The sequence below is a fragment of the Sphingobium sp. YR768 genome, assembly GCF_900111125.1.
Taxonomy (GTDB): domain Bacteria; phylum Pseudomonadota; class Alphaproteobacteria; order Sphingomonadales; family Sphingomonadaceae; genus Sphingobium.
Genome location: NZ_FOGE01000001.1, coordinates 1 through 23,973 on the forward strand (window position 1 = coordinate 1; position 23,973 = coordinate 23,973).

At 63.5% G+C, this 23,973-nt stretch carries 18 protein-coding genes and 1 tRNA gene; 6 read left to right on the top strand and 13 right to left on the bottom strand.

Features of this window, described 5'->3' with window-relative positions; translation table 11 throughout:
- Window positions 1-89: 89 nt before the first annotated feature.
- The 7 genes from BMX92_RS00005 to BMX92_RS00035 form a co-directional block, all read right to left on the bottom strand.
- The gene (locus BMX92_RS00005) at window positions 90-1,370 is read right to left on the bottom strand and encodes a glycoside hydrolase family 1 protein (RefSeq protein WP_093010235.1); all 1,281 of its coding nucleotides are present in this window, start codon (window positions 1,368-1,370) and stop codon (window positions 90-92) included.
- Window positions 1,367-2,584 (bottom strand): Ca2+-dependent phosphoinositide-specific phospholipase C, encoded by a 1,218-nt coding sequence (locus BMX92_RS00010; RefSeq protein WP_093010237.1) that lies wholly within the window; start codon window positions 2,582-2,584, stop codon window positions 1,367-1,369. Before BMX92_RS00010 ends, BMX92_RS00005 begins: the two co-directional genes overlap by 4 nt.
- 31 nt (window positions 2,585-2,615) lie before the next feature.
- Window positions 2,616-4,901, bottom strand: coding sequence for a TonB-dependent receptor (locus BMX92_RS00015; RefSeq protein ID WP_093010239.1), 2,286 nt, complete (start codon window positions 4,899-4,901; stop codon window positions 2,616-2,618).
- A 102-nt stretch (window positions 4,902-5,003) separates the two neighbouring features.
- Entirely contained in the window at window positions 5,004-6,200 is a 1,197-nt protein-coding gene (locus BMX92_RS00020) for a TetR family transcriptional regulator (protein WP_093011199.1), read from the bottom strand.
- Between the two features lie 219 nt (window positions 6,201-6,419).
- Complete coding sequence (locus BMX92_RS00025; protein WP_093010241.1) at window positions 6,420-7,142, bottom strand: spermidine synthase; 723 nt, start codon at window positions 7,140-7,142, stop codon at window positions 6,420-6,422.
- A gap of 5 nt (window positions 7,143-7,147) precedes the next feature.
- The gene (locus BMX92_RS00030) at window positions 7,148-7,456 is read right to left on the bottom strand and encodes a DUF6481 family protein (RefSeq protein WP_093010243.1); all 309 of its coding nucleotides are present in this window, start codon (window positions 7,454-7,456) and stop codon (window positions 7,148-7,150) included.
- 155 nt (window positions 7,457-7,611) lie between these two features.
- Window positions 7,612-7,687: transfer RNA gene (locus BMX92_RS00035), tRNA-Thr, on the bottom strand.
- Between the two features lie 183 nt (window positions 7,688-7,870).
- Between BMX92_RS00035 and BMX92_RS00040 the strand changes: the two genes are divergently transcribed.
- A complete protein-coding gene (locus tag BMX92_RS00040) occupies window positions 7,871-9,181 on the top strand; it encodes a PAS domain-containing protein (protein ID WP_093010245.1) in 1,311 nt (436 codons plus the stop codon).
- A gap of 306 nt (window positions 9,182-9,487) precedes the next feature.
- A complete protein-coding gene (locus BMX92_RS00045; RefSeq protein ID WP_093010247.1) occupies window positions 9,488-14,152 on the top strand; it encodes an NAD-glutamate dehydrogenase in 4,665 nt (1,554 codons plus the stop codon).
- A gap of 74 nt (window positions 14,153-14,226) precedes the next feature.
- Here BMX92_RS00045 and BMX92_RS00050 read toward each other — a convergent pair whose 3' ends face one another.
- Window positions 14,227-15,216, bottom strand: a complete 990-nt coding sequence (locus tag BMX92_RS00050) for an MlaA family lipoprotein (protein WP_093010249.1) — start codon at window positions 15,214-15,216, stop codon at window positions 14,227-14,229.
- A 288-nt stretch (window positions 15,217-15,504) separates the two neighbouring features.
- On the opposite strand from BMX92_RS00050, the gene BMX92_RS00055 reads away from it, so the two are divergent.
- The 4 genes from BMX92_RS00055 (at window position 15,505) to BMX92_RS00070 (ending at window position 18,568) form a co-directional block, all read left to right on the top strand.
- Window positions 15,505-16,149, top strand: a complete 645-nt coding sequence (locus tag BMX92_RS00055; protein WP_093010251.1) for a PepSY-associated TM helix domain-containing protein — start codon at window positions 15,505-15,507, stop codon at window positions 16,147-16,149.
- Window positions 16,150-16,161: 12 nt separating this feature from the next.
- Window positions 16,162-16,686, top strand: coding sequence for a DUF2271 domain-containing protein (locus tag BMX92_RS00060; RefSeq protein WP_093010253.1), 525 nt, complete (start codon window positions 16,162-16,164; stop codon window positions 16,684-16,686).
- Window positions 16,687-16,697: 11 nt separating this feature from the next.
- Window positions 16,698-17,594: a DUF4198 domain-containing protein gene (locus BMX92_RS00065; protein WP_093010255.1), complete on the top strand. Its 897-nt coding sequence runs from the start codon at window positions 16,698-16,700 to the stop codon at window positions 17,592-17,594.
- 110 nt (window positions 17,595-17,704) lie between these two features.
- On the top strand, window positions 17,705-18,568 hold the full coding sequence (locus BMX92_RS00070) for an FAD:protein FMN transferase (protein ID WP_093010257.1): 864 nt from the start codon (window positions 17,705-17,707) through the stop codon (window positions 18,566-18,568).
- Window positions 18,569-18,918: 350 nt separating this feature from the next.
- Here BMX92_RS00070 and BMX92_RS00075 read toward each other — a convergent pair whose 3' ends face one another.
- From BMX92_RS00075 to phbB, 5 genes are all read right to left on the bottom strand, one after another.
- Window positions 18,919-19,602 (bottom strand): Fe2+-dependent dioxygenase, encoded by a 684-nt coding sequence (locus tag BMX92_RS00075; protein ID WP_093010259.1) that lies wholly within the window; start codon window positions 19,600-19,602, stop codon window positions 18,919-18,921.
- 18 nt (window positions 19,603-19,620) lie between these two features.
- The gene (locus tag BMX92_RS00080) at window positions 19,621-20,388 is read right to left on the bottom strand and encodes an energy transducer TonB (protein ID WP_093010261.1); all 768 of its coding nucleotides are present in this window, start codon (window positions 20,386-20,388) and stop codon (window positions 19,621-19,623) included.
- Window positions 20,389-20,573: 185 nt separating this feature from the next.
- Window positions 20,574-22,886, bottom strand: coding sequence for a TonB-dependent receptor (locus BMX92_RS00085; protein WP_093010264.1), 2,313 nt, complete (start codon window positions 22,884-22,886; stop codon window positions 20,574-20,576).
- A gap of 82 nt (window positions 22,887-22,968) precedes the next feature.
- Entirely contained in the window at window positions 22,969-23,235 is a 267-nt protein-coding gene (locus BMX92_RS00090; RefSeq protein WP_093010266.1) for a ribbon-helix-helix domain-containing protein, read from the bottom strand.
- Entirely contained in the window at window positions 23,235-23,957 is a 723-nt protein-coding gene (gene phbB, locus BMX92_RS00095; RefSeq protein WP_093010268.1) for an acetoacetyl-CoA reductase, read from the bottom strand. The genes BMX92_RS00090 and phbB overlap by 1 nt, the downstream gene beginning before the upstream one ends.
- Window positions 23,958-23,973: the final 16 nt, after the last annotated feature.

Sequence of the window (23,973 nt, forward strand, 5' to 3'; positions counted from 1 at the left end):
TTTCGCCATGCTCGCTGGCCTCCATGCCCAGCAAGCATCTTGAATCAGAAAATCACCCCAAAGGGAATCCCGCTTGAATCAGCCAAACGTCATCCCGCTCTAGGTTTCGCCTGGCGCACAAAACTCTTGCGGTCCACCGACACCAGGCCGAATTGCGGGCCATAGCCCGATATCCATTCAAAATTGTCGAGCAGCGACCAGTGGGTGTAGCCCAGCACCGGCACGCCTTCGTCCATCACCACCTTCAACCCCCGCAACGATTGCGGGATATAGGCTTGGCGGAGGGCATCGTCGCTCGCTGCGATGCCGCTTTCGGTAATCAGGACTGGCTTACCCGTACCCTGATGGGCGTAACGCACGCTGTTGCCGAGCGATGCCGGGTAGATTTCGCGGCCGTCGCTCGCCATCGGCGCGCCAGCCGGCGGCGGGACCAGTCCCTTGGTATCGTAGCGGCGACGGGTATAGTTTTGGACGCCGATGAAATCGGCATGGGTCCGGGTCACATCAAACCAGGGTGCATAGACCGCCCGGCGCTTAGCCGCCCGATAACTGTCATCTTCGCCGACAAGTTGGTCGTCCTCGACCGCCAGCCCGACGCCGACCGGTAGTGCGGGTCGCAACGCCTTGATTGCCTGATAGGCCTTGATATGCGCGGCGACCATGGCTGGCGTCACATCCTGTTCGCTGAACAGCGCGCTGGCAAAGCCGGGCATGCCCGACGCCCTGGCCGCAGCGCCCAGCATCGCCTTGACGCCGCCCATGAAGGCGGGCGGCAGCGCAACGAAACGCAGCAGCGCCGAGACATTGGGTTCATTGAGCGTCACGGCATAGGCGATGCGATCGCCCAGATGACGCATCGCCCGGTCGCAGAAGCGGGCGAAGATATCGGCGCCGTCAGGCGACTGGAAATGCCCCTGCCCCGCGAACCATCGCGGCACGCTGAAATGGCTGAAAGTGACGATCGGCGCCAGGCCGCGCGCCAGACAGCCGTCGACCATCCGGCCATAATGGTCCAGCATCGCGGTGGAAAACTGGCCCGGTTCCGGCTCGATCCGCGCCCATTCGATGCCGAAGCGATAGGCGTTGAGGCCCAGTGCCTTCACCAGATCCAGATCCTGCGCCCAGCGTTGTAGGCTGTCGCAGGCATCACCGGACGGCTCGACGAACAGGGTCGGCTTCACATGTTCCAGCAGCCACATGTCGGACGCGGCATTATTGCCTTCCACCTGATGCGCGGCGGTCGCCGAGCCCCAGAGGAAGTCTTTCGGGAAATCACGCTTTCCCTTGTTGGGCGCGGCAAGGACCGGTGCGGCCACGCCCGCCGCGCAGATGCCAAGCATCGCGCGGCGGGACAGATCAGCCTTCATCATTTGCCGACATTGCATTTGGCGACGACGCTATTGCAGCGCCAGCCATGGGCGAAGGGCGCCAGATGATAGCCATTGGCATAGACGTTGGGCGCGCTCAGATAATCGGTGGAGATGATCTGCGCCCCGCTCGCCAGCGCCGCATCGCGGCGGCGGGCGTCGTCATTGCGCGCGTCGACGGTGTCGATGTCGGCGCGGGCACGCACCAGATAGCCCTTCTTCACCGCGTCCCTGATTTCCGCGCCATGGCTCAGCGCATTGTCGAACAGCATGAAGGCGGTGTGGGCCATGCCGGGCTTGCCCTGGACGAAGGCCATACGCCCCTGCAACGACGGCCGACCGTCCAGATAGGGGGCGAAAGCCGGCAGGTTCATGCCCGGCACCAGGAACAGGAAGATGAACTTGCCCCGCGCCGCCTGCACGCTCGGCCAGCGCTTGGCGAGCGCCGCGGCCTCCAGCGTCGGCATGGAACCGCGCAGATCGTCGGGCGCGAAAACCTTGTCGCGGCCCAGGATCGTGCGGATGCTCTCGTCCACCTCGTCGAACGCCGCCTGGTCGAAGGGCGGCACGGTCGCCGCACCGGGAATGGCACGGTCCAGGCCAGACAGTTTGGGCTCCAGCAGGATGAAGACCGGGCTATGGTCCGGTTCGCTGTCGGACCATTGTTTCAGCAGGGTCAGGCAGGAGCGGAAGCTGGGGCATTGGCTGCGGAAATCGAGGTCGGCGACATGGAAGACCTTGATCCCCGGCTTGCGCAGTTCCTCGGCATAAATCGGCGCCAGATCAGTCGCACCCTGTTCGCGCAACTGGCGATAGGGCAACGGGTCGGCATAGGCGCCGCCCTTGGGGTCGGGTTGCAGGTCCAGTTCGATGCTGCGCACCCCGCTGCGCAACTGCGCCTGCAAAGGCATCTGCACATAATCCAGCGTCTTGGCCATGTCGGTCAGGCGGCCGGGATGCTCATCCTCCATCGCCGCGCGCTGGGCTGGTGTCATCGGCAGCCCCATCTTTTCCATCAACGCAGCCAGGCGCGGCGCCATCAGCGCCATGACGCGCGGGTCTGCGGGCATGGCATAGCTGTTATGCGTGCCCACCACCTGAATCTGGTTGATGGACAGCGCATCGTCCCGCGCTGCGCTGTCCATCGCCTGCTCTCCCCAAGCCGCGCTCGCGATGAGCGCGGCGGCGGCGATTCCGCCAGCAATCGTCTTGTTCATGATTGTGCTTCCCCGAAGGCTCTGTGGAAGATCAGAAACTGACGTTGACGAAACCGCCAACCGTGCGGCGCGCATTGGGCGAGGTGTAGTGGAGCAGGCCCAGCGCCCCATATTGCTGCCAGCCGGTCGAGAAATATTTTTCGAACAGATTGCGGGCATAGACACCAAATTCGACCGTCTTGCTGGGCAGGCTGAAGGTCAGGCGGCCATTGACCAGGCCATAGCCGGGCACATTGGAATAATCCGGCTGGCCCACCACGGTCCAATATTCGCTGCGATAGGCATAATCGGCATGGGCGCGCACGCCAAAGCCCGACCCGAATTCGGTTTCATAGTCGATCGCCGCCGTACCCGCCCATTTGGGCGAGTTGGTCAGGCGCGATCCGGTATAGTCGGTAGTGGTGTTATAGACATAGTCGGTGAACTTGGCGTCGGTATAGGTCAGCGCCCCCGACAGGGTCAGGCCCTTCACCGGCTGGACCGCGACATTGCCTTCCACGCCCTGGGTGCGCAGGCCGCCGGCATTGCCGATCACCGTCGCGTCGAGCAGACCGCCCGCCCCGTCGGGGATCTTGGTCAGGATGGTTGCCTGGAAATCCTTGAAGTCGGACCGGAAGATGTCGAGGTTCAGGCGCAGGCGGCGGCCGAACCATTCCGACTTGATGCCCGCTTCCCAGGCCTTGACCGTCTCATCCTTGTAAGGCGCATATTTGTTGCCGACGAAGGCGATACCGGCTGGCTTGTAGCCGGTCGAATAGCTCGCATAGAGCATGACATTGTCCCTGACCTGCCATTGCGGGGCGATGCGATAGGAGAAATTGTCGCCCTTCACCCGGCCGAAATCGATCGCCGGCGCGGCGCTCGATCCCACAAATGTCGGGGTGTAGCCGGCAATGGCCTGTGCATTGACGGTGATGAAATCCAGGCTCTGCGAGTTATTGTCGTGCGTGTAGCGCCCACCCAGCGTTAGGCTTAGCGCTGGCGTGAAGTTGAACTTAAACTGGCCAAAGGCCGCAATCGTTTCATTATTGGCATCAAACAGCGAAGCATTGGCATCGATCCCGGCCGCGCCGGTCAAGGCGTACAGCGTTTGGAGCGGCGTACCGTTCGCATCATAGAGCGGCGTTCCCAGCGTTGCCCATTGGGCCTGGATTTGGCGGGCATGGAGCTTGTTGTAGAAGACCCCCACCAGATATTCGACGAAACCTCCAGTCGGCGAAGCCAGATGGATTTCCTGGCTGACCTTGTCTGTATCCAGATATCCCAGGTTGAACGGAATATAGGCATATTGATCGGCCGGCGCGAGGTTCGCTGGGGTCGAATTATCATATCGGGTCAGTCGGTAAGCGGTGATCGAGGTCAGATCATGATCGCCCAACTTCGCGTTGATCCGCAGCGAGGTGCCATATTCTTCCGTCGTGATTTCGCCGAAAGAGGAGTCAGCCGTATCGGCGCTCCTGGGACCGGGATAGACGCCAAGATTGTTAAGGATCGCTGTCAGAGCGGCTGACTGGCCCGACACCGGCGTGCGCACACTGCTGTCCCAATGATAGGCATAGTCGCCCGACAGCATCAGATTGAAGCTGTCCGACGGCTCCAGATAGAGCTTCGCGCGGCCGCCATATTCATGCTGCGATCCGACCAGCCGGTTGAGCGTCACATTACGGCCGAACCCGTCGAACGCCTGGTCGAAGCCGGACACCCGCAACGCCGCGATCGGTCCCAGCGGAATATTGACGGTGCCGTTCAGGATGCGCTCTTCATGCTCGCCGAAGCTGGCGCTGGCACGCACCGACAGGTCACCGATCTTCGGCTTGCCGGTGGTCACCGCGATCACGCCAGAGGTCGCATTCTTGCCGAACAGCGTGCCCTGCGGCCCCATCAGCACGTCAACGTGCTCGATATCGACCAGCCCGGTCAGGCCGTTGGCGCGCTGGCCATCCATCACCACATCATCGACGACGACGCTGACCGACTTGGCATTGGAAAAATCGAAGGACGTGCTACCGACGCCGCGGATCTGGAAGGCCGCACCCTGGGTCGGGTCATATTGCACGCCCGGCATCGTATATTGAAGGTCGGTGACCGAGGTGTAGCCGGTCTTGGCCAATGTATCGCCGGTAATCGACTGGATCGCCAGCGGCACCTTCTGGCTGCTCTCGCTACGGCGTTCGGCCGTCACCACGATTTCCGGCAGTGCCTCACCCGCTTCGGCGGCGTCCTGCGCCTGGGCGATGCCCATGCCCAGCGGCAGGGTGCCGCCGACCAGCATCGTCGAAAGCAGCAAGAGGCCGCGCTTTGTCTTGTACCCGAACATGATTCTTGCTCCGTCCCATCGAACCGTTGGGCCGCGCACTAGAATCGCAACTTTACCGTTTTAAGACGATCGTTCGATCAATTTATCCAATTAAATTTATATTTAAGACGATCGTTCGATTCTTGCGAAATGCCGGGACATGTCTGGAAACGGCTCGGCCAGCGCGCCGCGAGCAAGGATTTCAAGGCCATGGCCGATCAGCGCGACGACGATTGCCTGTATCCGTGCGCGATCGCCATCGACCGGCACGCCGATCCATTCCGCCACCTGCACATGGACATTTTCCGCTCGCCGCCGTCGCATATCGATCGCGAAAGGCAGAAAGGCAGGATTGCGATTGGCAAGCAGTGCGCTCTCATGGGTCAGTTGGATAATCGTGCCGCTGCCAGGCGCGGTGCCGTTCGAGGCGCGAATGTCCGTCCGCATCCGACGATAGATCGCCTCCACCCCGCCGAAGACGATGTCGCGATGGGTCGGGAAATGATGGGCGACGCTCGACGCTGCCATGCCCGACGCCTGGGCGACCGCGCGGTGCGACAGCGCGCCCACGCCATCTGCGACGATCAGGTCGGCGACATGGTCGGCCAGCGCGGCCTTGGGGCCCTGGGGTATGATGTCGGCGGCGTCCAGTGCATCGGCCGATGGCACTGCGAGGCGATCGACCAACGCCATATGCCATTGGCTTGCCGCCGGCGCAGGTGCCTCCGCCGGATCGCGCAACAAAGCTCGTATGGTCGACTGGCGCAACAACCGATAGTCGGCCATGTCGCCAAGCGCGATCGAGAAGGGGCGCTCGTCAAGGCAATAGGCGTGGATCGCATCAGCCAGCCGGTCGCCGTCCGGCGACATCTTCAGCATCTCCCGCCACATCGCCGCCGACCGATCGATCAGCCGGGGCACATCTGGCACGGTTTCTGGTATCCGGCTGGCGAGCAGCGCCAGTTCACAGGTAACAATGGCCGAGATGCGCTGCTCGCCCGCCATCAGGTCGAGCCAGGCGCCAACCAGATCGGGCAGCAAACCCGCACCGACCGGTTCGATCCCGTTGAGCCGCAGCAGGAAACCCTTGGCCACGGCGTCAGCAAGTTCGATCTCGCGTGCGATGACAGCCGTGACCAGCGCAGCGCGATCGCCGATACGATAGCTGATCGATCCGACCGACATCTCTGCCTGCTCCGCAACGGTCCGCAGGCTCATGCCTGCCAGACCGAGTTCGGCGATCACCGTGCGCGCGGCATCGACGATGGTGATATTGGCCGCCGCGTTGCGGATGGCCGTGCGGTCTGCCGGAGCGTTCATGTCGCCTTCCATATCGCGCAACACGAAACAGTCCAGTATGACCATTCGAAGCCATCGTCAGCTTCACCGTCTCTTGCTGAATCGTCGTCTCAGCCATCGGCACCTTGGGCTGGCCTTCGCAGAGACGGGGAACCGGGCGGCATGCGCGCATGCCACCCGGCCCCAAAATTAGGATAGAAGGCGTCCAGAAATCTAGGGGCTACTCAGACCGAGCTTTTCCTAGCGCCTCGCCTTCGTTGCGAACCAGATATGATGAAATTCGCCATCACTGCCGACGAATGCGGGCACGCTCTGTTCTTCCACGCTGAAGCCAGCGTCTTCCAGACTGCGGTCAAACCCTGCCGCAGGATAAGCAGACCAGATTGCCAGAATACCGTCGTTCTTAAGCGCGGCATGCGCCGAGCGCAGGCCCCAGTTGCAATAGAGTCGCTCATTTTCGGGCTGTATCATACCGTCAGGGCCATTATCGACATCCAGCAGGATCGCGTCATAGCGGCCCTGCGCGGCGGCGATCACATCATGCACATCGCTGACATCGATGGTCAGGCGCGGGTCGGAAAGATGGTCGCCGAAGATATGCGCCAGCGGCCCTTTTGCCCAGGTCACGACCTTGGGCACCAGTTCCGCCACCGTGATGGACGACTGTAGCGACCAGGCAGACAAAGCCGCCCCTAAGGTAAAGCCCATGCCCAGCCCGCCGATCAGCACATCGCCATCGCGATTGCCAAGGCGCTGCCAGGTCATGGTCGCCAAAGCCTCTTCCGAGACATGGTCGCAACTGCCCATCAGTTCTTCCGAACCGAAGTGTATCGAATAATGATCGTCGGACTTGAGGAGGCGCAATATCCCGCCGCCGGGTATGTCCGCTATATCTACGACTTCTACATCCTGCGGATAGGGAGTGGGATCGACTGCGCCGGAATTGCCTGACTGGACTAACATTCCGCCTATTTACGCGCCTTGCGCGCTGCGTAGCGCGCATCGCGGACCGCCTTGCGCTCCGCTTCGGTCAGGATCACGGGTTTGGCCGCTGCCGCCTTCTCGCGCTTGGCGATCTTCGCGGCTTCCCGCTCGCGCAGCATCGCTTCACGCCGTTCCTGAGCAGCGGCTTCTTTTGCAGCACTTTTGGCCAGCCGCTCTGCCTGTTCGGCTTCGCTGAGCGGCGCTTTGTTACGCAGCAACTCCAGCGCTTTGTCCTTGGCAGCCTTGGCTGCGGCGGCCCGGTCATGAAGACCCGGTTCCCTATATCCTCGCATCAAAGTCCTTCTTGTTCACCGGTTCCCAACCGCTCCACGCTCGTCCTACCGGCACCCACTGGATCAAGCCCAAAGGCACATACAGCAGACAACCGCCCGGACTTTAACCGGAAGGCACTTTCGCTAGCGATTTCAGGGGTTTCCTACTGAAAGGCTGGTGCCGCTTACGTGACTCGAACACGTGACCCCATCATTACGAATGATGTGCTCTACCAACTGAGCTAAAGCGGCGTCGGGGCGGGCAGATAACAGCGGTCGGGGCGAAGGACAAGCGGGCATTTGCATCCTTTTGCTTCTTTTCGCATTCGTCGCGCAAAACCCGCAGCACGGCGGCCTATTTACCGCAAATTTACCATCCAATGCGATGGTCCGATCCGACAATGCCGCATTCTGGCCTGAGATAGGGACGATTGGATGGACACCCTGCGGGGGCATGACGCCGCCAATGACGAAGATGATTTCGACTATGCCGATGCCATGGAGGTCGAAAATCCGCCGGCCCTCGTTTCCGACGAGCGGCGCATGCAGGTGCGCGCCTATAATTATTGGGCTTCGCTGCTGGGCGACCGCACCCTGCCCTCGATCGAAGATCTGGTGCCGGACCAACTGGAAGATTTCGGTCCGCATGCGGTGCTGCTCGATTTCAGCGTCGGACTCGATAATCCCGCCATCGTCTATCTGGGCACCGCGCTGCGCCAGGAGTGCGAGATCGAAGGGACGATCGATTATATCAACGACGTGCCGGCCCGATCGCTGCTGTCGCGGCTGACCGACCATTATCTTCAGATCATCGCCAATGCCGCGCCCATCGGCTTCGAAGCCGAGTTCGTGAACCAGCGCAATGCGGAGATCATGTATCGCGGCATATTGATGCCCTTCTCCTCCGATGACGAGACGATCGACTTCGTGTTCGGCGTCATCAACTGGAAGGAAGCGGCGAGCCGCAGCGAAACCGAAACGCTGGAGCAGGAGGTCGGCGAAGCGCTGCGCACCGCTCCGGCGCAACAGAGCAGCACGCCGATCTGGGCCGATGGTCCTGCCGCTCCGGCCGCTTCCAACTATTTCGAGGCGGACGAGGACGAGGAGGAGGACGACACGCTCGACCTGACCGGCATGGAATGCCCGCCCGACGACGCCTCCCTGTCCGACTGGCTGGCGCTCGCCCGCGATGGCGCCGCCCGTGTCCGCATCAGCGAGGCGCGCAGTCATGCCGCGCTCTATCGTGCGGTCAGCCTTTCTTACGACTTTGCACTGGTGGCAAAGGTGCGGCCGGACGATTATGCCGAACTGCTGGCTGACTATGGGGTGAAGGCGCAGGCGCGTAGCCCGATGACGGCCATCATCAAGCTGGTCTTCGGCGCAACCTATGACAAGACGCGCATCACCGAATATGCGACCGCGCTCGACCATGCGATGAAGGCGGGATTGGACGTCGGTGCGCTCAGCGATTATCTGGCCGCCTATCGCGGCGGCCTCAAGGCACTGGTTCAGGAAGAACGCGCCGCGCGCAAAGTTGACGCCCCTGCCCGGCCCGACAGGCGCCAGAAGGCCCGCGCCGCGATCAGGGCCGCGGTTGCGATCGATCCGGTTGCCGTCGCCACCGATGCGGATGGTCTGGCCGTGGTCATCGCCCGGCGGGAGGCGGACGGCACATTGGCGATCGTCGCTGCCCTGCCAGAGGATTCGGATTTGGGTCAGCGAGTGATCACCGTCGCTGGCTCCTGATCACACCATCGCCGCGTATCGCGTGGCGATGGCAAAAAGGCATCTTTTTAGCCATATTCCGGCTCGACATGGCCCGACGTCTGGCCGATAAAGGCGGCGATCGCACGCCCCGCCCGACCGCGCGGGCCATGTTGCGTTGCATCATATAATTTCAAAAATCAGAAATTATATTTCGCGTGAAGGGTTGAGCCACCCTGTCACCGAGCGCATATAGGCGCCCCAAGCAGAGGAGTCGCATGGCGGCGATCCGGCGTCTCCTCCGTTTACGATCGAAGCGGGCAGCACCCGCTGTGAGAGGTGGAGCGAATGACGGCGCTGGTTGAAGCGAAAAGCAAGGAAGTCGACAACAACATCCGCAAGGCGCTGGAAGACGCGCTGAGCAAGGGCGCCCTGCCCGGCGAAAGCGAGGGGCTGGACGAAGCGGCGCTGACCGCAGCAGCCTCTTTCCTGGGCGCGACCGCCAATGGCCGCAAGACCGGCCACGCGGCGATCGCGATGGAAACGCTGGGCGAAGGCGCCAATGGCCGCTTCATGCGGCTGGCCATCGTCAATGACGACATGCCGTTTCTGGTGGATTCGATCGCCAATGCGCTGGCCGCTGCGGACATCACCATTCATCGACTGCTGCACCCCGTTCTGTCGGTGGAGCGCAAGAGTGACGGCCCTCTCTCCGCCATCCTCGACGACGAGGCGCCCGGCGCCCGTCGAGAATCGATGATTTACGTCGAAACCGACCGGGCCGATTCCAAGGCGCGCCGCGCGCTGGAAAAGGCGTTGCAGGAAACTCTGTCGGACGTGCGCGCCGCCGTGGCAGACTGGCCCCGTATGCAGGCGGCGATGGCCGCCGATGCTGACGCGGTGCCAGATGAGGAAGGCGCTGCCCTGCTGCGCTGGTTCCTCGCTCGCCACTTCACCCAGACCGGCCATGAAATCGTCAGCCGCGACGGCTCTAGCAGCGCGCCGCTCGGCATCTGCACCAGGCATGACCGGCCGCTGATCGCGCCGGCCTCGCTGGAAGCCGCCTTCACCTGGTTCGAGGAAGGCAAGCGCACCCCGCTGATCATCAAGTCCAGTCGCCTGTCGCGCGTGCATCGCCATGTGCTGTTGGACCTCGTCATCATCCCGGTGCGCGAAGGCAAGCAGGTCAAGGCGCTGTCGATCCATGCGGGCATGTGGACCAGTTCGGGTCTGGCCGCGACGCCGGACAAGGTGCCCCTGCTGCGATCGGCCCTGTCCACGCTGATGGACAAGTTCGGCTTCGATCCGTCAGGCCATGCCGGCAAGACGCTGGCCCATGCGCTGACCGCGCTGCCCCACGACATCACCATCGGTTTCGATCGCGACACGCTGGAGCGGCTGGCACTGACATTCATGTCACTGACGGATCGGCCACGCCCCAAACTGGCGCTCGCCACCAGCGCGCTCGCCCGCCATCTCTACGCCTTCGTCTGGTTGCCGCGCGAGGAATTATCGACGGCACGGCGCACGAGCATTCAGGACATGCTAGCGCTCAAAAGCCATGGCACGGTACTCAGCTGGTCGATCGCGCTGGAGGAAGGCGGCCTGGCGCTGCTGCGCATCACGCTCGATCTGCGCGACGGTGGCGTCGTGCCGGATGATGTGGCGCTGGACCGGATGCTCAAGCAGATGGTCCGCGGCTGGATTCCTGCGGTCGAAGAAGCGCTGGCAACCACCGAAGAGCCGGGCCGCGCCGCTGCGCTGGCGCAGCGCTATGGCGGCGGCTTCCCCCTCGCCTACCGCAACGGCGCCGGCCCTGAAGAGGCCGCCATCGACATTCGCCTGATCCACGGCCTGTCGGGCGAGGGCGACAAGTCGATCCGCATCTATCGCAACCCGGAAGACAGCGCCGAGCGGCTGCGGCTGAAACTCTACAGCCAAGACACCGTCGCCTTGTCCGAAGTCGTGCCTGTGTTCGAGAATTTCGGCTTCCGCGTGATCGAGGAGATGACGACCGCCATAGACGGCGGCTCGCTGGGCCATGTGCAGCGTTTCGTGCTCGAACTGCCGGCGGGCGGCCAAGCACAGGCGGTGGTGGACCGCGCCGACATCGTCACCGAAGCGATCGCGCAGGTGCTGGAAGGCCATGCCGAAAATGACCGGTTCAACGAACTGATCGTCACCGCCGGGCTGGCACCGCGATCGGTGGTGCTGTTCCGCGCGCTGTATCGCTATTTGCGGCAGGCGGGCGTGGCCTATGGCATGGCGACCTTCGCCGAAACCCTGCGCAAGGCGCAGGGCGTCACCGACAATCTGATCACCCTGTTCGAAGCGCTGCATGATCCCGCCGCGCAGGATGGCGCTGGTGACCGTATCGTGCAGGCGCAGGCCGAGATCGATGCCGGGCTGGAACAGGTGACGGCGATCGACGAGGACCGCGTGCTGCGGCTGCTGCGCGCCGTCATCACCGCGACGCTGCGCACCAATTTCTATGCGCCCGCCGCGCAGGAAGCGCTGGCGTTCAAGCTGGACAGCGCCTTGGTGCCGGGCCTGCCCGCGCCGCTGCCATGGCGCGAAATCTGGGTCTATTCCCCGCGCGTCGAGGGCATCCACCTGCGCGCCGGGCCGGTGGCGCGTGGCGGCCTGCGCTGGTCGGATCGTCGCGACGATTTCCGCACCGAAATCCTGGGCCTGATGAAGGCGCAGCGCGTGAAGAATGCCGTGATCGTGCCGACCGGTGCGAAGGGTGGCTTCTATCCCAAGCAATTGCCCAGCCCACAGGTCGATCGCGACGCATGGCTGGCCGAAGGCACCGAAAGCTATCGCATCTTCATCCGATCGCTGTTGTCGATCACCGACAATATCGTGAAGAACAAGGTGAAGCACCCCAGCGATGTCGTCATCCATGACGGCGACGATCCCTATTTCGTGGTCGCCGCCGACAAGGGCACCGCGACCTTCAGCGACGTTGCCAATGCGATCGCGCTGGAACAGGGTTTCTGGCTGGGCGACGCCTTCGCCAGCGGCGGCTCCAACGGCTATGACCATAAGGCGATGGGCATCACCGCCAAGGGCGCCTGGATCAGCGTGCAGCGGCACTTTGCCGAAATGGGCATCGACGTGCAGAGCGAGTCGGTCAGCGTCGTGGGTTGCGGCGACATGTCGGGCGACGTGTTCGGCAACGGCATGCTGCTCAGCAAGGCGATCAAGCTGGTCGCCGCGTTCGACCATCGTCATATCTTCTTCGACCCCGCGCCCGATCCCGCGAAGAGCTGGGAAGAGCGCAACCGCATGTTCGCCCTGCCCCGCTCAAGCTGGGAGGATTATGACAAGGCGCTGATCTCCAAAGGCGGCGGCGTCTTTTCCCGTAGCCTGAAGCGCATCGCGCTGACGCCCGAAATGCAGGCGATACTGGACGTGACGGACAAGGAAATGGAGCCGGCCGCGCTCATCTCCGCGATCCTGAAGGCGCCGGCCGACCTGCTGTGGTTCGGCGGCATCGGCACCTATGTGAAGGCAGCGGCGCAGAGCCATGGCGATGTCGGCGACCCCGCCAATGATCGCCTGCGCGTCAATGCCGAGCAGCTGCGCGTCAAGGTGGTGGGCGAAGGCGCCAATCTGGGTACAACCCAGGCGGGCCGTATCGCCTTCTCGCTGCGTGGCGGGCGGATCAATACCGACTTCATCGACAATTCGGCCGGCGTCGATTGTTCGGACAATGAAGTGAACATCAAGATAGCGCTGAACAAGGAAATGGCGGAAGGCCGCCTGCCCTTCGACAAGCGCAACGCGCTGCTGGAGAGCATGACCGACGCGGTCGGGGCGATCGTGCTGGAGGATAATCGTCTTCAGGCGCTGGGCCTGTCGATTGCCGAAGCGGGCGGCGCGGCCGATCTGGCTTCCTATGTCCGCCTGATCGAGACGTTCGAGGAAACCGGGCGTCTGGACCGTCAGGTCGAGGGACTGGCCGCCAACGACCAGTTGCTGCGCCGGGGACAGGATGGGCAGGGCCTCACCCGCCCGGAACTGGCCGTTCTGCTTTCCACCGCCAAGCTCGCTTTGCAGGACGCGATCGAGCATGGCGATCTGGCGACGGACGCCAGCATGGGCACCGAACTGGCCGCCGCCTTCCCCCCTGCGATGCAGAAGAAGGAAGCGGATGCGATCGCGGCCCATGCGCTGAAGAAGGAAATCATCGCGACCAAGGTGGCGAACCGGATCGTCAACCGGCTTGGTCTGATCCATCCGTTCGAACTGGCCGAGGAAGAGGGCTGTTCGCTCGCCGACCTTGCCAGCGCCTTCCTGATCGCGGAGCGGCTCTACGATATCCGCACTTTGTGGGACGATATCGACGCGGCCGACATGTCCGAAGCGGCGCGGCTTGCGCTGTTCAGCAACATTGCAAGCGGGATGCGGGCGCAGATCGCCGACATATTGCGTGCGCTGCCCGCCGGTAGCCTGCCCGCACAGGGGCATGAGCGGCTGGCGAAGGGCGTCGGCGCACTGGCCGCGCAGGTCGACGATCTGCTGACCAGCGAGGCGCAACGCCGGGTCAATGCCGTGACCGATCGTCTGCTGGGCCTCGGCGCGCCCGAAGCCCTGGCGGTGCGGACCGCCGGCCTGTTCAAGCTGGACGGCGCCGTCGGCATCGCGGCGCTCGCCGCACGGCTGGATCTGGAAGAGATCGCGCTGACCCGCGCCTTCACCCATCTGGGCGAAGCGGTCGGCATCGACTGGGTCCAGTCCACCGCCGCCCGCATGGAGCCGTCCGACCCGTGGGAGCGGCTGCTGATTTCCGGCGTGGCGCGCGACATGCAGCAGGTGCGGCTCGACTTCCTGGCGCAGGGTAAAGGCAAGGATATTGCCCTGCATGTCGAGGAATGGCTGAAGGCCAAGGGCGCGCGCATCCAGCAATTCCGGTCGCTGGTCCACCGCGCCAAGGCGGCCGCGACGCCCAATGTCGCGATGCTGGCCGAGATTGCCGGGCAGGCACGCGGCCTATTGGGCCGCTGATCCGCCTGACAGGAACGAAAAAGGCTCCATCCCGACCGGGATGGAGCCTTTTTCATGTCCGACGAAGCGGCTGCTTATTGGGGCTGGTCGGTGTCCGGATCATCTGCCGCCGGGGCGTCCTGATCCGGTATCGTCACCTTGGGCGCGCCTTTCTTGCCGGGCGTGGGCATCCGCTCGCCATAGATCGGCACGACCGGCTCATCGGAAACGCGGCCATGCAGCGCCTCGATCTCCGCCTTGCGCTGCTTCATGTAGAGATTCTTGTAGACAGTGTAGGGATCATCCTCCTTGCGGATTTCCTGAATCGTCTCGTCGAAGGCCGCGCGCTCGCCCAACTGGTTGAGGACGGTCGCGGGGATGACATAGGTCGGCGTGTTGAACGGCTTGCCCACGGCGAAGGGCAGGATCATCTTGTCGACCGTATCGCCGATGATGTCGCGCAGCGTGGTCGGCCCGACGATCGGCAGATACATATATGGCCCCGGCCCGACGCCATAATAGCCCAGCGTATTGGCAAGGCCATTGTCCCGGTGCGGCAGATAGAAGGGCTTGCGTTTGGCGACGTCGAACAGGCCCAGGAAACCCAGCGTCGAATTGACCCCGAAGCGCCCGGCCGTCTCCGCCGCCTTGCCCGGCTTGAACTGGAGCAGATAGGCGGCGAACACGATCGGTTCGCCCAGATTGGAGAAGAAGTTGCGCAGCCCCTTGCGCACCGGGCGCGGCAGGCCCTTGTTATAGGCCTTGGCCACCGGCTCCACGACGGCCTTATCGACCGACTGCACCGCCTCGAAGCTCTTGGCGTTGAGCTGTTCCAGCGGATCGCCCTTGGGCGCGCCCTTTTCGCCGGTGACGACGATATCCTGCGGCTGATCGCCCGTAGCGGCGGGCGGCGGAGGCGGCGTGTCGACGGTGGCAGGTGGCGCCGTTTCGGTTGCAGCGGGCGCGGGCGCACTGGCCTGCGCCAGCTCTGCTTCTGCCACGGCGGCCATAGCCAGCTGCGGCGCATCAGCCTCAGCCTGCGCGCCCATCATCATCATTCCCGCAGCAACGGCCGGCAGCAGCATATCTTATTCCTAGCAGCGGCCTTCATTCGCTCTCCTGAAGAGCGGGCCGATCCAATATGAGACGTACCGGCCATGGCTGACCCGTGTTACATCCAGCAAACACTGCGGCTAGAAGGGATAGCCCCCCCCGTCAATAGCGCGCCGCCGACGCCGTCTGACGCCGCAGATCGCCCATCGTTCCCGCAGCTTACATTTTAATACAATTTTCCGGCTGCGACTCGTTTGCAATTGCGATTGGCTCACGGTATTTCGACCTCTCTATTCACCGCAGGACCAGCCGCTTTCCCGATGCACGGAACCGCCCGTATCCAGACGCCCAAGAAGAAGAGCGCCAAGGCCTTCTGGATGAAGCAGCTTCACACCTGGCATTGGGTGAGTTCGGCAATCAGCCTGATTGGCCTGTTGGCCTTCGCCTTCACCGGCATCACGCTGAACCATGCCGCCGATGTCGAGGGCGCGCCGAAAACGGTCGAGAAAAGCGCGACCTTGCCCGCTGATCTGTTGAAGCAGGTAGCGGCCGACGATGCCCCAGATGCCAAGAAGCCCCTGCCCGCCCCTGTCGCAACCTGGGTCGAGAAGGAAATCGGCCAGAGTGGCGAAGGCGTGGCCGAATGGTCGGCGGACGAAGTCTATCTGGCGTTGCCGCGCCCCGGCGGCGACGGCTGGGTCGCGATCGACCGGCATAGCGGCGGCGTGACCAGCGAAAGCACCAGCCGCGGCTGGATCAGCTATCTGAACGACCTGCACAAGGGGCGCAATGCCGGCACAGCGTGGAAATGGTTCATCGATATTTTTGCGGTCGCCTGTTTCCTGTTTGCGCTGACCGGACTGCTGCTGCTGCAACTGCACGCCAAGAAACGCCCGAGCACCTGGCCGCTGGTCGCGGCCGGCCTCGCCATTCCGGCGATCCTCGCCATCATCTTCATCCATTAAGGGGGACCATCCATGCAGATCCGCCACCGCCTGTTGCTGACCGGCACGGCCGCGCTCGGCGCTGCCGCCACGCCGGCCAGCGCAGAGACGCTGAACCTGAGCGTCAATATTCCGCGTCTGTCGGTCGCCGAATATCATCGGCCCTATGTCGCCATCTGGATCGAGAAGGAAGGCGCCACGCCGCGTAGCCTGTCCGTCTGGTATGACGGGGCGAAGCGGAACGGCGAAGGCACCAAATGGCTGCGCGATGTGCGCCAGTGGTGGCGCGCCTCCGGACGGGCGATGAGCTTCCCGGCCAACGGCGTGACCGGCGCCACCCGTGCGCCGGGTGACAACAAGATCGCCTTCACATCCGGCAAGGGACCACTGGGCCAGCTGGCGCCGGGCAATTACACGTTGCTGGTCGAAGCCGCACGCGAAGTCGGCGGTCGCGAAGTCGTCCGCCTGCCCTTCTCCTGGCCGCCCAAGCCGGGCGCGACCGTGAAGGCAGCCGGCAGCAGCGAACTGGGCGCCGTTGCCCTGACTTTCAGCAAATAAAGGGATAGTCCATGAAGGCCAAATATCTGATCGCGGGCGCAATAGCCGCCCTGATGCTGTCCGGCGCGGCGCAGGCGCACCGCCAGTGGATGCTGCCATCGTCCACCACCCTGTCGGGCGCCGATAGCTGGGTCACGGTAGACGCGGCGGTCTCCAACGACCTTTTCTATTTCGAACATTTCCCGATGGGCACGGACAATATCGCCGTGACCGAGCCCGACGGCGCGACCGGCAAGATCGAAAATGCCGCCAAGGGCAAATATCGGTCGACCTTCGACGTGCATCTGACCAAACCGGGCACCTATCGCATCGCCAATGTTTCGACCGGCGTGATGGGCAGCTATATGCTGAACGGCAAGCAGGAACGGCTGCCGCGCGGCACGACCAAGGATAAGCTGGCGAGCGCCATTCCCGCCGGAGCGACCGACGTTCAGACCGCCGAAATGTCCAACCGCAACGAGATTTTCGTGACGCTGGGCGCGCCGACCAGCACCATCTTCAAGCCGACCGGCGAGGGCATCGAATTCGTCCCCGTGACCCACCCCAATGATCTGGTGTCGGGCGAAGCCGCGACCTTCCAGTTCCTGCTGGACGGCAAGCCGGCAGCGGGCCTGAAGGTCACCGTCATCCCCGGCGGCATTCGCTATCGCGACGCGCTGGGCCAGATGGACCTGACCGCCGACAAGGATGGCAAGGTGTCGGTAAAGTGGCCGACGCCGGGCATGTACTGGCTGAACGCCAGCCTGGGCGGCGGCCGTGAGGGCGGTGGCGAAGGTGGCCCCGGCGGTCCGGGTGCTCCTGGCGGCCCCGGTGCCGGCGCCCCACAGGGCCCGCGTCCGCAGGCGCCCGCCGGTCCGCCGCAGCGCCGCACCTCCTACATCACCACGCTGGAAGTGCTGGCGCCCTGACAGCGTCCCATCCCGGCTTTACCCGTGTCGCGATAGCGCCCGACCTGTCGCCCGAGCATTTTGCCGGGCGGCAGCCTTCGGGCGCTATCGTCGCATTTGGCGGCCCCACCATGGGGACAAGCTGGTCGGCGCAGATCGTCGATCCGCCAGCGGGCTGTCAGGCTGCGATCGAGGCGGTGCTGGCGCGCATTATCGCGCAGATGAGTAATTGGGAGCCGGACTCCGTCATCAGCCGCTTCAACCGGCTGGCAGCGGGCGCATGGGTGCCGATCCCGGATGAGATGCGGACGGTGCTGGCCGCCGGGCTGGAAATGGCGCGGCTGTCGGGTGGCGCCTTCGACCCCGCCATCGGTCGGCTGGTCGACCAATGGGGCTTCGGTCCCGGCGCGCAGTCCGTGTCGACGGTCATCCCCGCGCCGTGGAGTTGCATCGAACTCGATGGCGGGCGGGCGCGCCGACTGGCGGACGTGACGCTGGATTTTTCCGGCATTGCCAAGGGCTTTGCCGTCGATGCGGTCGCGGCGGAACTCCGTGTGCTGGGCATCGTCCACTTTCTCGTCGAGATTGGCGGGGAATTGCGCGGCGATGGCATCAGGCCCGACATGCAGCCCTGGTGGGTGGATGTCGAGGCGCCACCGGACCTGATTGTGCCGACGCTGCGGGTTGCGCTGTGCCACCTCGCCGTCGCGACATCGGGCGACTATCGCCGCTTCCGGCTGGAAGGCGGGAGCCGCCTGTCCCACAGCATCGATCCAGCCACAGGCGCGCCGATCATGCAGGGTGTCGCATCGGTCACGGTGCTGCACGAACAGACGATGATGGCCGACGCCTGGGCGACCGCGATCACCGTGATGGGGCCGGACAAGGGCATGCAACTGGCCACCCGCCACGATCTGGCCGCCCGGCTGGTGCTGCGGACATCGGCCGGCGCGCAGGAATATATGACGCCCCGGCTGGCGGCTATGCTGGCGTGAGAAAATAGGAACAGCGGCGCTTAACTTCGCATATGTCCCGCGAATCTCGACATATTGAAACAGAAGTAGGAAATTTTATTTCTAGGTCTGCGAGCCTGTCCGGCGTGAGACAGAATGGCTGAAGCCTTAGCAAGGCGGGGATCGGTAGGACAGATTTGGATGGTTAAGAGACTATCCCCTAATCCTCCCCAAGCTCGCTTGGGGAGGGGGACCGCCGAAGGCGGTGGAGGGGAAATGCGCAATGCTGCGCCATTTCCCCTCCACCATTCGCTACGCGAACGGTCCCCCTCCCCCCGCTACGCGCGGGGAGGATTTACGTCTGCCTTTGGTCGCTAACCGCAGCGCACTTTTCAGGCGTCGGCCCAGCGGCGCAGGAGATTGTGATAGAGGCCGGTCAGGCGAACGACTTCGGAATGATCCTGCCCCAGATCCGCCGCGACGCCCTGTACGCTGCGGTCGAGGTCGAACAGCATCTGGCGAGCGCTGTCGTCGCGGATCATCGACTGGACCCAGAAGAAGCTGGCCACGCGCCGCCCGCGCGTGACGGGTTCGACCCGGTGCAGCGAGGAGGAAGGATAGAGGACCGCATGGCCGGCCGGCAGCTTCACCTGCTGCACGCCGAACAGGGTTTCGATGGTCAGTTCCCCGCCATCATAGGCGTCGGGTTCCTCCAGAAAGACAGTGATCGACAGGTCGGAGCGGATGCGCATGCCGGTGCCCGGCTGCATGCGCATCGCATTGTCGACATGCAGGCCGAACGCCTGACCACTGGCATAGCTGTTGAAGAAAGGCGGGAAAATCCGCAGCGGCAACGCGGCGGCGATGAACAGTGGCGATCGGCCCAGCGCATCGAGCACCATCTGCCCCGCCTGCCGGGCTGCGGCGCAGTCCTCCGGCAATTGCATGTTGCGCTTCACCAGCGCGGACTGATGGCCGGAGGTGGCATTGCCGTCCACCCATTCGGCAGCGTCGATGATGGCGCGAATGGCGGCGACGCCGGGCGCGTCGATCAGGTCGGGAATGGCGATCAGCATGGTGCAACAGCCTGTGCGTCAGGCGGCGTCGGTTCGCAAGACGAAGGGGATTTCGACGACGCCCTTGACCCGCACCGGTTGCCCGCCGCGGATGGTCGGCTTCCAGCGCCAGCCCTTCACCGCGTCGCGCGCAGCATTGTCCAGCCGGGGCGAGCCGCTGCTCTGCGACACGACCAGCGTTTCGACGGCACCGTCCACGCCAAGGATCAGCGTGAGGACGACCGTGCCCTGCTCATGTTTACGGCGGCTTTCGATCGGGTAGCGCGGCGGCTTTCCGGCCACCATCTGCGTGCCGAGATCGCCACCCTGCACCATGCTGGGCGGGGCCGGCGGCGCGACGGGCGCTGGCGGACCGGGCACTGCGACGGCAACAGGCGCGGGAGTCGGGACCGGGGTGGGATCGGGCGTGGTCTGCACCTGCGGCGCCGGCGGAACCGGCGTCTGCACGATCGGTAGCGGGGACACGACTTCCGGCTTGGCGGGCGGGGGCGGCGTTTCGGCAGCGGGCGGCGGGGGTGGCGGCGGGCTGAGATTGACCACCGTCAGCTTCGCCTCCTCCATGCGCTGCACATGGTTGCGCACCTGAATCAGCGCGCCGATCAGCAAGGCATGGACGACAATGATCGCGACGATCGCGGGAATATTCGGACGGCCCTTAGCGCCATAGCGTTCCGTGACGGGGGACGAGGACGGGACCGCCGACGCTGCGCCCGCAGGGGCATGAGGCAGATCCTGCCGCAGGTCGGGTTCATAATCGTCAAACGGCTGGCTTGCAGCTTGCAGCATGGCAGCGCCTCCCTTCCCCGGCCCATAGCGAGAACCATAATGCGAATCAATTGCGATGTTTCCGCTGGCAATGATTCAGCAAATTTGAGCGGGCGGCGACTCGAGGAGTCTGGCCAATAGCCAGGAGTGTGTCGCCGCCCGCCCGGACCCCGGCCGGGACGTGCCGGGGGGTCTTAGGTCTAAAGTTAGAGCTTGTAGCCCAGGGTCAGCACCCAGGAACGGCCCTCACCCGGATTGGCCCAGCCATTGTTCCGAATGTTGGTGTAATATTTCTCGTTCGTGAAGTTCTGAACGTTGAGCTGTGCGCTGAACTTGTCGGTAACGGGGTAGGACAGCATGGCGCGGTGCACCAGATAGTCGTCCGACTTGTAAAGGACCGTGGTCGGCGTCGTCTGCGCATTGTTCAGGTAGAAGCTGCCCTGATAGGTCAGGCCATAACCCAGCTGCAAGCCGAAGGGCAGCGTGTAGGTGGTGAACAGGCTGCCCGAATGTTTGGGCGTGTTGGTCAGCGGATTACCGGCCTGCGCATCGACAACGCCCTGCCCCTGCTGATAATCCGAGATGCTCTGGATCACCTTGCTGTCGAGATAGGTATAGTTGGCGAAGATCGACCAGGCGTCGGTGATGTTGCCGGTGGCGCCCAGCGTCACGCCATCGACGCGGTTGCGGCCGTCATTGACCGGCAGCGTGCCGATCAGCGGATCGTTGCTGGCGACGCGATAATTGGTGCGCTCGTTGCGGAACACAGCCGCCGTCAACTGGAGGCGGGCATCGAACAGGTCGATCTTGCCGCCGATTTCATAATTCACCGCCTGTTCGGGCTTGGCTTCGCAGGCATTGTTGGCGCCGCCGGTGCCGATGATCACCAGGCCGCAGCCCGAGCGGACCGTCGTCGCCGTGGGCATCTTCGAATTGCCATAGGCCAGATAGAGGCTGGCATGTTCGACCGGCTTATAGACCAGGCCGACGCGGTAGGAGAAGAGATCGTCCGTGGCATTTTGCTGCGGGCCGGTGGTGTAGGCGCCACCGGTTGCCGGGGTGGCGATGGTGTCGGAACGGAATTTCGCGCGATTATGTTCGAAGCGGACGCCGCCATTCAGTTCCAGCTTGTCGACCAGCTTGACCGCCGCGAAGGCATAGGCCGCGATATTGAACAAATCGCCATCCTGATGGCCGGACCGGATCTTGTTCACCGGACCGGTATAGATGCCGTCGGGATTGCCGATATTGATCGGGTCCAGCGTAGGATTGGGCGTGGCGCCGCCCGCATTGCGCAGGACGTTGCCGTTGTTGAGCGTGTAATCTTCCTGGAGCATCGAGGTGCCCAGCACCAGCGAATGACCGCCCGGAATGGTGAAGGTCAGATCGACCTGATTATAGAGCGTCTGGTTGACCGAGTCCCGATAGCCGCCGCGCGGGCCGCTGGGATAATAGGCGCCTGCCACCTGGCCGGTGCCGCAGGCCGCGCCCGTGGGCGTCTGGCCATTGGCAAGGCAGTAAGTGCCCTGCGGCGGATCGACCACCAGATTCTGTTCGACACGCTGCCAGCGCGACAGGTTACGGACGGCAACGATGTCGCTGAAGCGGTGATCGAAGATGACGGTCGCCTGATCGATCGTCTGATCCTGACGATCCAGATTCTTGTAGCCATAATAACCGCTATAGGGGACGCCGGGCAGAGGACCGTCATAGAGCGCATTCTTGTAATAAGGCACGCCATAGAGCGGCGTATTCTTGTCTTCCTGATGCGTGTAGAGCAAAGTCAGCGAGGTCGGGCCATCGATGCCGAGCTTGACCGACGGGGCTACGCCCCAGCGTTCATAGCGGTCGAAGTCGCGGCGGGCGACGTCATTTTCATGATACATGGCGTTGAGGCGCACGGCCGCGAAATCCGACACGCGCACATTGCTGTCGATCGTGGCGCGATAATAGTCGGACGTGCCGATGCCGGCCTGAACCAGCGTTTCATCCCCCGCCTTGGGACGCTTGGTGACGATATTGATATTGCCGCCGATCGCGCCCGACCCGCCATAGACCGAGTTGGAGCCGTTGGTGACTTCGATCTGTTCGACATTGAACGGATCGGTGCGGCTATATTGCGCACTGTCGCGCACGCCATCGATGCTGATGTCGGTATTGGCGCTCTGGCCGCGCAGGTTGATGCTGTCGCCATAGCCGCCGCCGCCTTCGCCCGCGCCGAAGGTGATGCCCGGAATGGTGGACAGCACGTCGCGCAGGGTCAACAGATTCTGCTTCTGGATGGTCTGGTTGCCGATCACCGTGATGGTTTGCGGCATATCCAGCAGCGGGCGGGTATATTTGGGCGATTCCGCCTTTTCGACCTTTATCTGCGGTTCGTCGATCGCGCTATCGGTGACGGTAACGCCACCCAGCTTCTGACCCTGATCAGTGTCCTGCGCCTGGCCAGTCGAGGCGAAGGCAAGGGCGCCAACGCAGCTGAGCGCGAGGAAGGATGTTGCGGATGCGGCTTTACTCATGAAAAACAGACCCCTCTGTAGCAATTGAGGGCCTGCTATTGAGAATCGATCTTACTGTCAATGTTAATGATAATGATTCTTATCATTGTCGCGGAAGCATATGATCGAACAGCCAGCAGCGGATGGCGCTGGCCAGATTGGGGGCAGGATTGGCGGCAAGGCGCGCAACATCGATGCGCGCGATCAGGGCATTGATCGGCACATTTTCATCGACCGCCGCCTGTCGCAGCGCATCCCAGAAGATTGGTTCGAGGCTGATCGCCGTCTGATGACCGGCGATGGTGACGCTCCGCTTCACAGGCGGAGCGAAGGGCGGCCCGGAGGGCTCGACAGGGCCGCCCTGACGCATCAGTACATGTGCTGGCCGCCGTTGATCGACAGCGTGCTGCCGGTCACGAAGCCGCCATCCTCGCTGCAGAAGAACGCCACGCCGCGCGCGATTTCATGCGCCTGGCCAAGACGGCCGACGGGAATCTTGGCGACGATCTTTTCCAACACTGCGGCGGGCACGGCAGCGACCATGTCCGTATCGATATAGCCGGGCGCGATCGCGTTGACGGTGACGCCATATTTGGCGCCTTCCTGGGCCAGCGCCTTGGTAAAGCCATGGATGCCCGACTTGGCGGCGGCATAGTTGACCTGGCCATATTGACCGGCCTGACCGTTGATCGAGCCGATATTGACGATGCGGCCCCAATTGCGTTCGCGCATACCGCCAAAGGTCGCCTTGGCCATGTTGAAGCAACCGCCCAGATTGATGCGCATCACTTCATTCCAGTCGTCGAAGCTCATCTTCGCGAGCACGCCGTCGCGGGTGATGCCGGCATTGTTGACGACGATATCGACCGGGCCGAGCGCTTCTGCCACCGCGGCGCAGCCATCAAGGCAGGCCTGATGATCGCCCACATCCCATTTGAACGCAGCGATCCCGGTCTTGTCGGTAAAGGCCTTCGCCTTTTCCTCATTGCCGGCATAGTTGGCGGCAACCTTATACCCCAATTCCTGTAGCGCCAGACTGATCGCTTCGCCGATACCTCGCGTTCCGCCTGTCACGATCGCCACCTTCGACATATCAGCGTCCTCTTCC

Excerpts from the sequence above, each read along its gene's own strand:
- BMX92_RS00065 (WP_093010255.1), top strand. The coding sequence starts at position 16,698 with ATGAAGGCCAAATATCTGATCGCGGGCGCAATAGCCGCCCTGATGCTG.
- BMX92_RS00085 (WP_093010264.1), bottom strand. The coding sequence starts at position 22,886 with ATGAGTAAAGCCGCATCCGCAACATCCTTCCTCGCGCTCAGCTGCGTT.
- BMX92_RS00030 (WP_093010243.1), bottom strand. The coding sequence starts at position 7,456 with ATGCGAGGATATAGGGAACCGGGTCTTCATGACCGGGCCGCCGCAGCC.
- BMX92_RS00010 (WP_093010237.1), bottom strand. The coding sequence starts at position 2,584 with ATGAACAAGACGATTGCTGGCGGAATCGCCGCCGCCGCGCTCATCGCG.
- BMX92_RS00045 (WP_093010247.1), top strand. The coding sequence starts at position 9,488 with ATGACGGCGCTGGTTGAAGCGAAAAGCAAGGAAGTCGACAACAACATC.
- BMX92_RS00015 (WP_093010239.1), bottom strand. The coding sequence starts at position 4,901 with ATGTTCGGGTACAAGACAAAGCGCGGCCTCTTGCTGCTTTCGACGATG.
- BMX92_RS00025 (WP_093010241.1), bottom strand. The coding sequence starts at position 7,142 with ATGTTAGTCCAGTCAGGCAATTCCGGCGCAGTCGATCCCACTCCCTAT.
- BMX92_RS00090 (WP_093010266.1), bottom strand. The coding sequence starts at position 23,235 with ATGCGTCAGGGCGGCCCTGTCGAGCCCTCCGGGCCGCCCTTCGCTCCG.
- BMX92_RS00070 (WP_093010257.1), top strand. The coding sequence starts at position 17,705 with ATGGGGACAAGCTGGTCGGCGCAGATCGTCGATCCGCCAGCGGGCTGT.
- BMX92_RS00050 (WP_093010249.1), bottom strand. The coding sequence starts at position 15,216 with ATGCTGCTGCCGGCCGTTGCTGCGGGAATGATGATGATGGGCGCGCAG.
- BMX92_RS00060 (WP_093010253.1), top strand. The coding sequence starts at position 16,162 with ATGCAGATCCGCCACCGCCTGTTGCTGACCGGCACGGCCGCGCTCGGC.
- BMX92_RS00055 (WP_093010251.1), top strand. The coding sequence starts at position 15,505 with ATGCACGGAACCGCCCGTATCCAGACGCCCAAGAAGAAGAGCGCCAAG.
- BMX92_RS00040 (WP_093010245.1), top strand. The coding sequence starts at position 7,871 with ATGGACACCCTGCGGGGGCATGACGCCGCCAATGACGAAGATGATTTC.
- BMX92_RS00075 (WP_093010259.1), bottom strand. The coding sequence starts at position 19,602 with ATGCTGATCGCCATTCCCGACCTGATCGACGCGCCCGGCGTCGCCGCC.
- BMX92_RS00080 (WP_093010261.1), bottom strand. The coding sequence starts at position 20,388 with ATGCTGCAAGCTGCAAGCCAGCCGTTTGACGATTATGAACCCGACCTG.
- phbB (WP_093010268.1), bottom strand. The coding sequence starts at position 23,957 with ATGTCGAAGGTGGCGATCGTGACAGGCGGAACGCGAGGTATCGGCGAA.
- BMX92_RS00020 (WP_093011199.1), bottom strand. The coding sequence starts at position 6,200 with ATGAACGCTCCGGCAGACCGCACGGCCATCCGCAACGCGGCGGCCAAT.
- BMX92_RS00005 (WP_093010235.1), bottom strand. The coding sequence starts at position 1,370 with ATGATGAAGGCTGATCTGTCCCGCCGCGCGATGCTTGGCATCTGCGCG.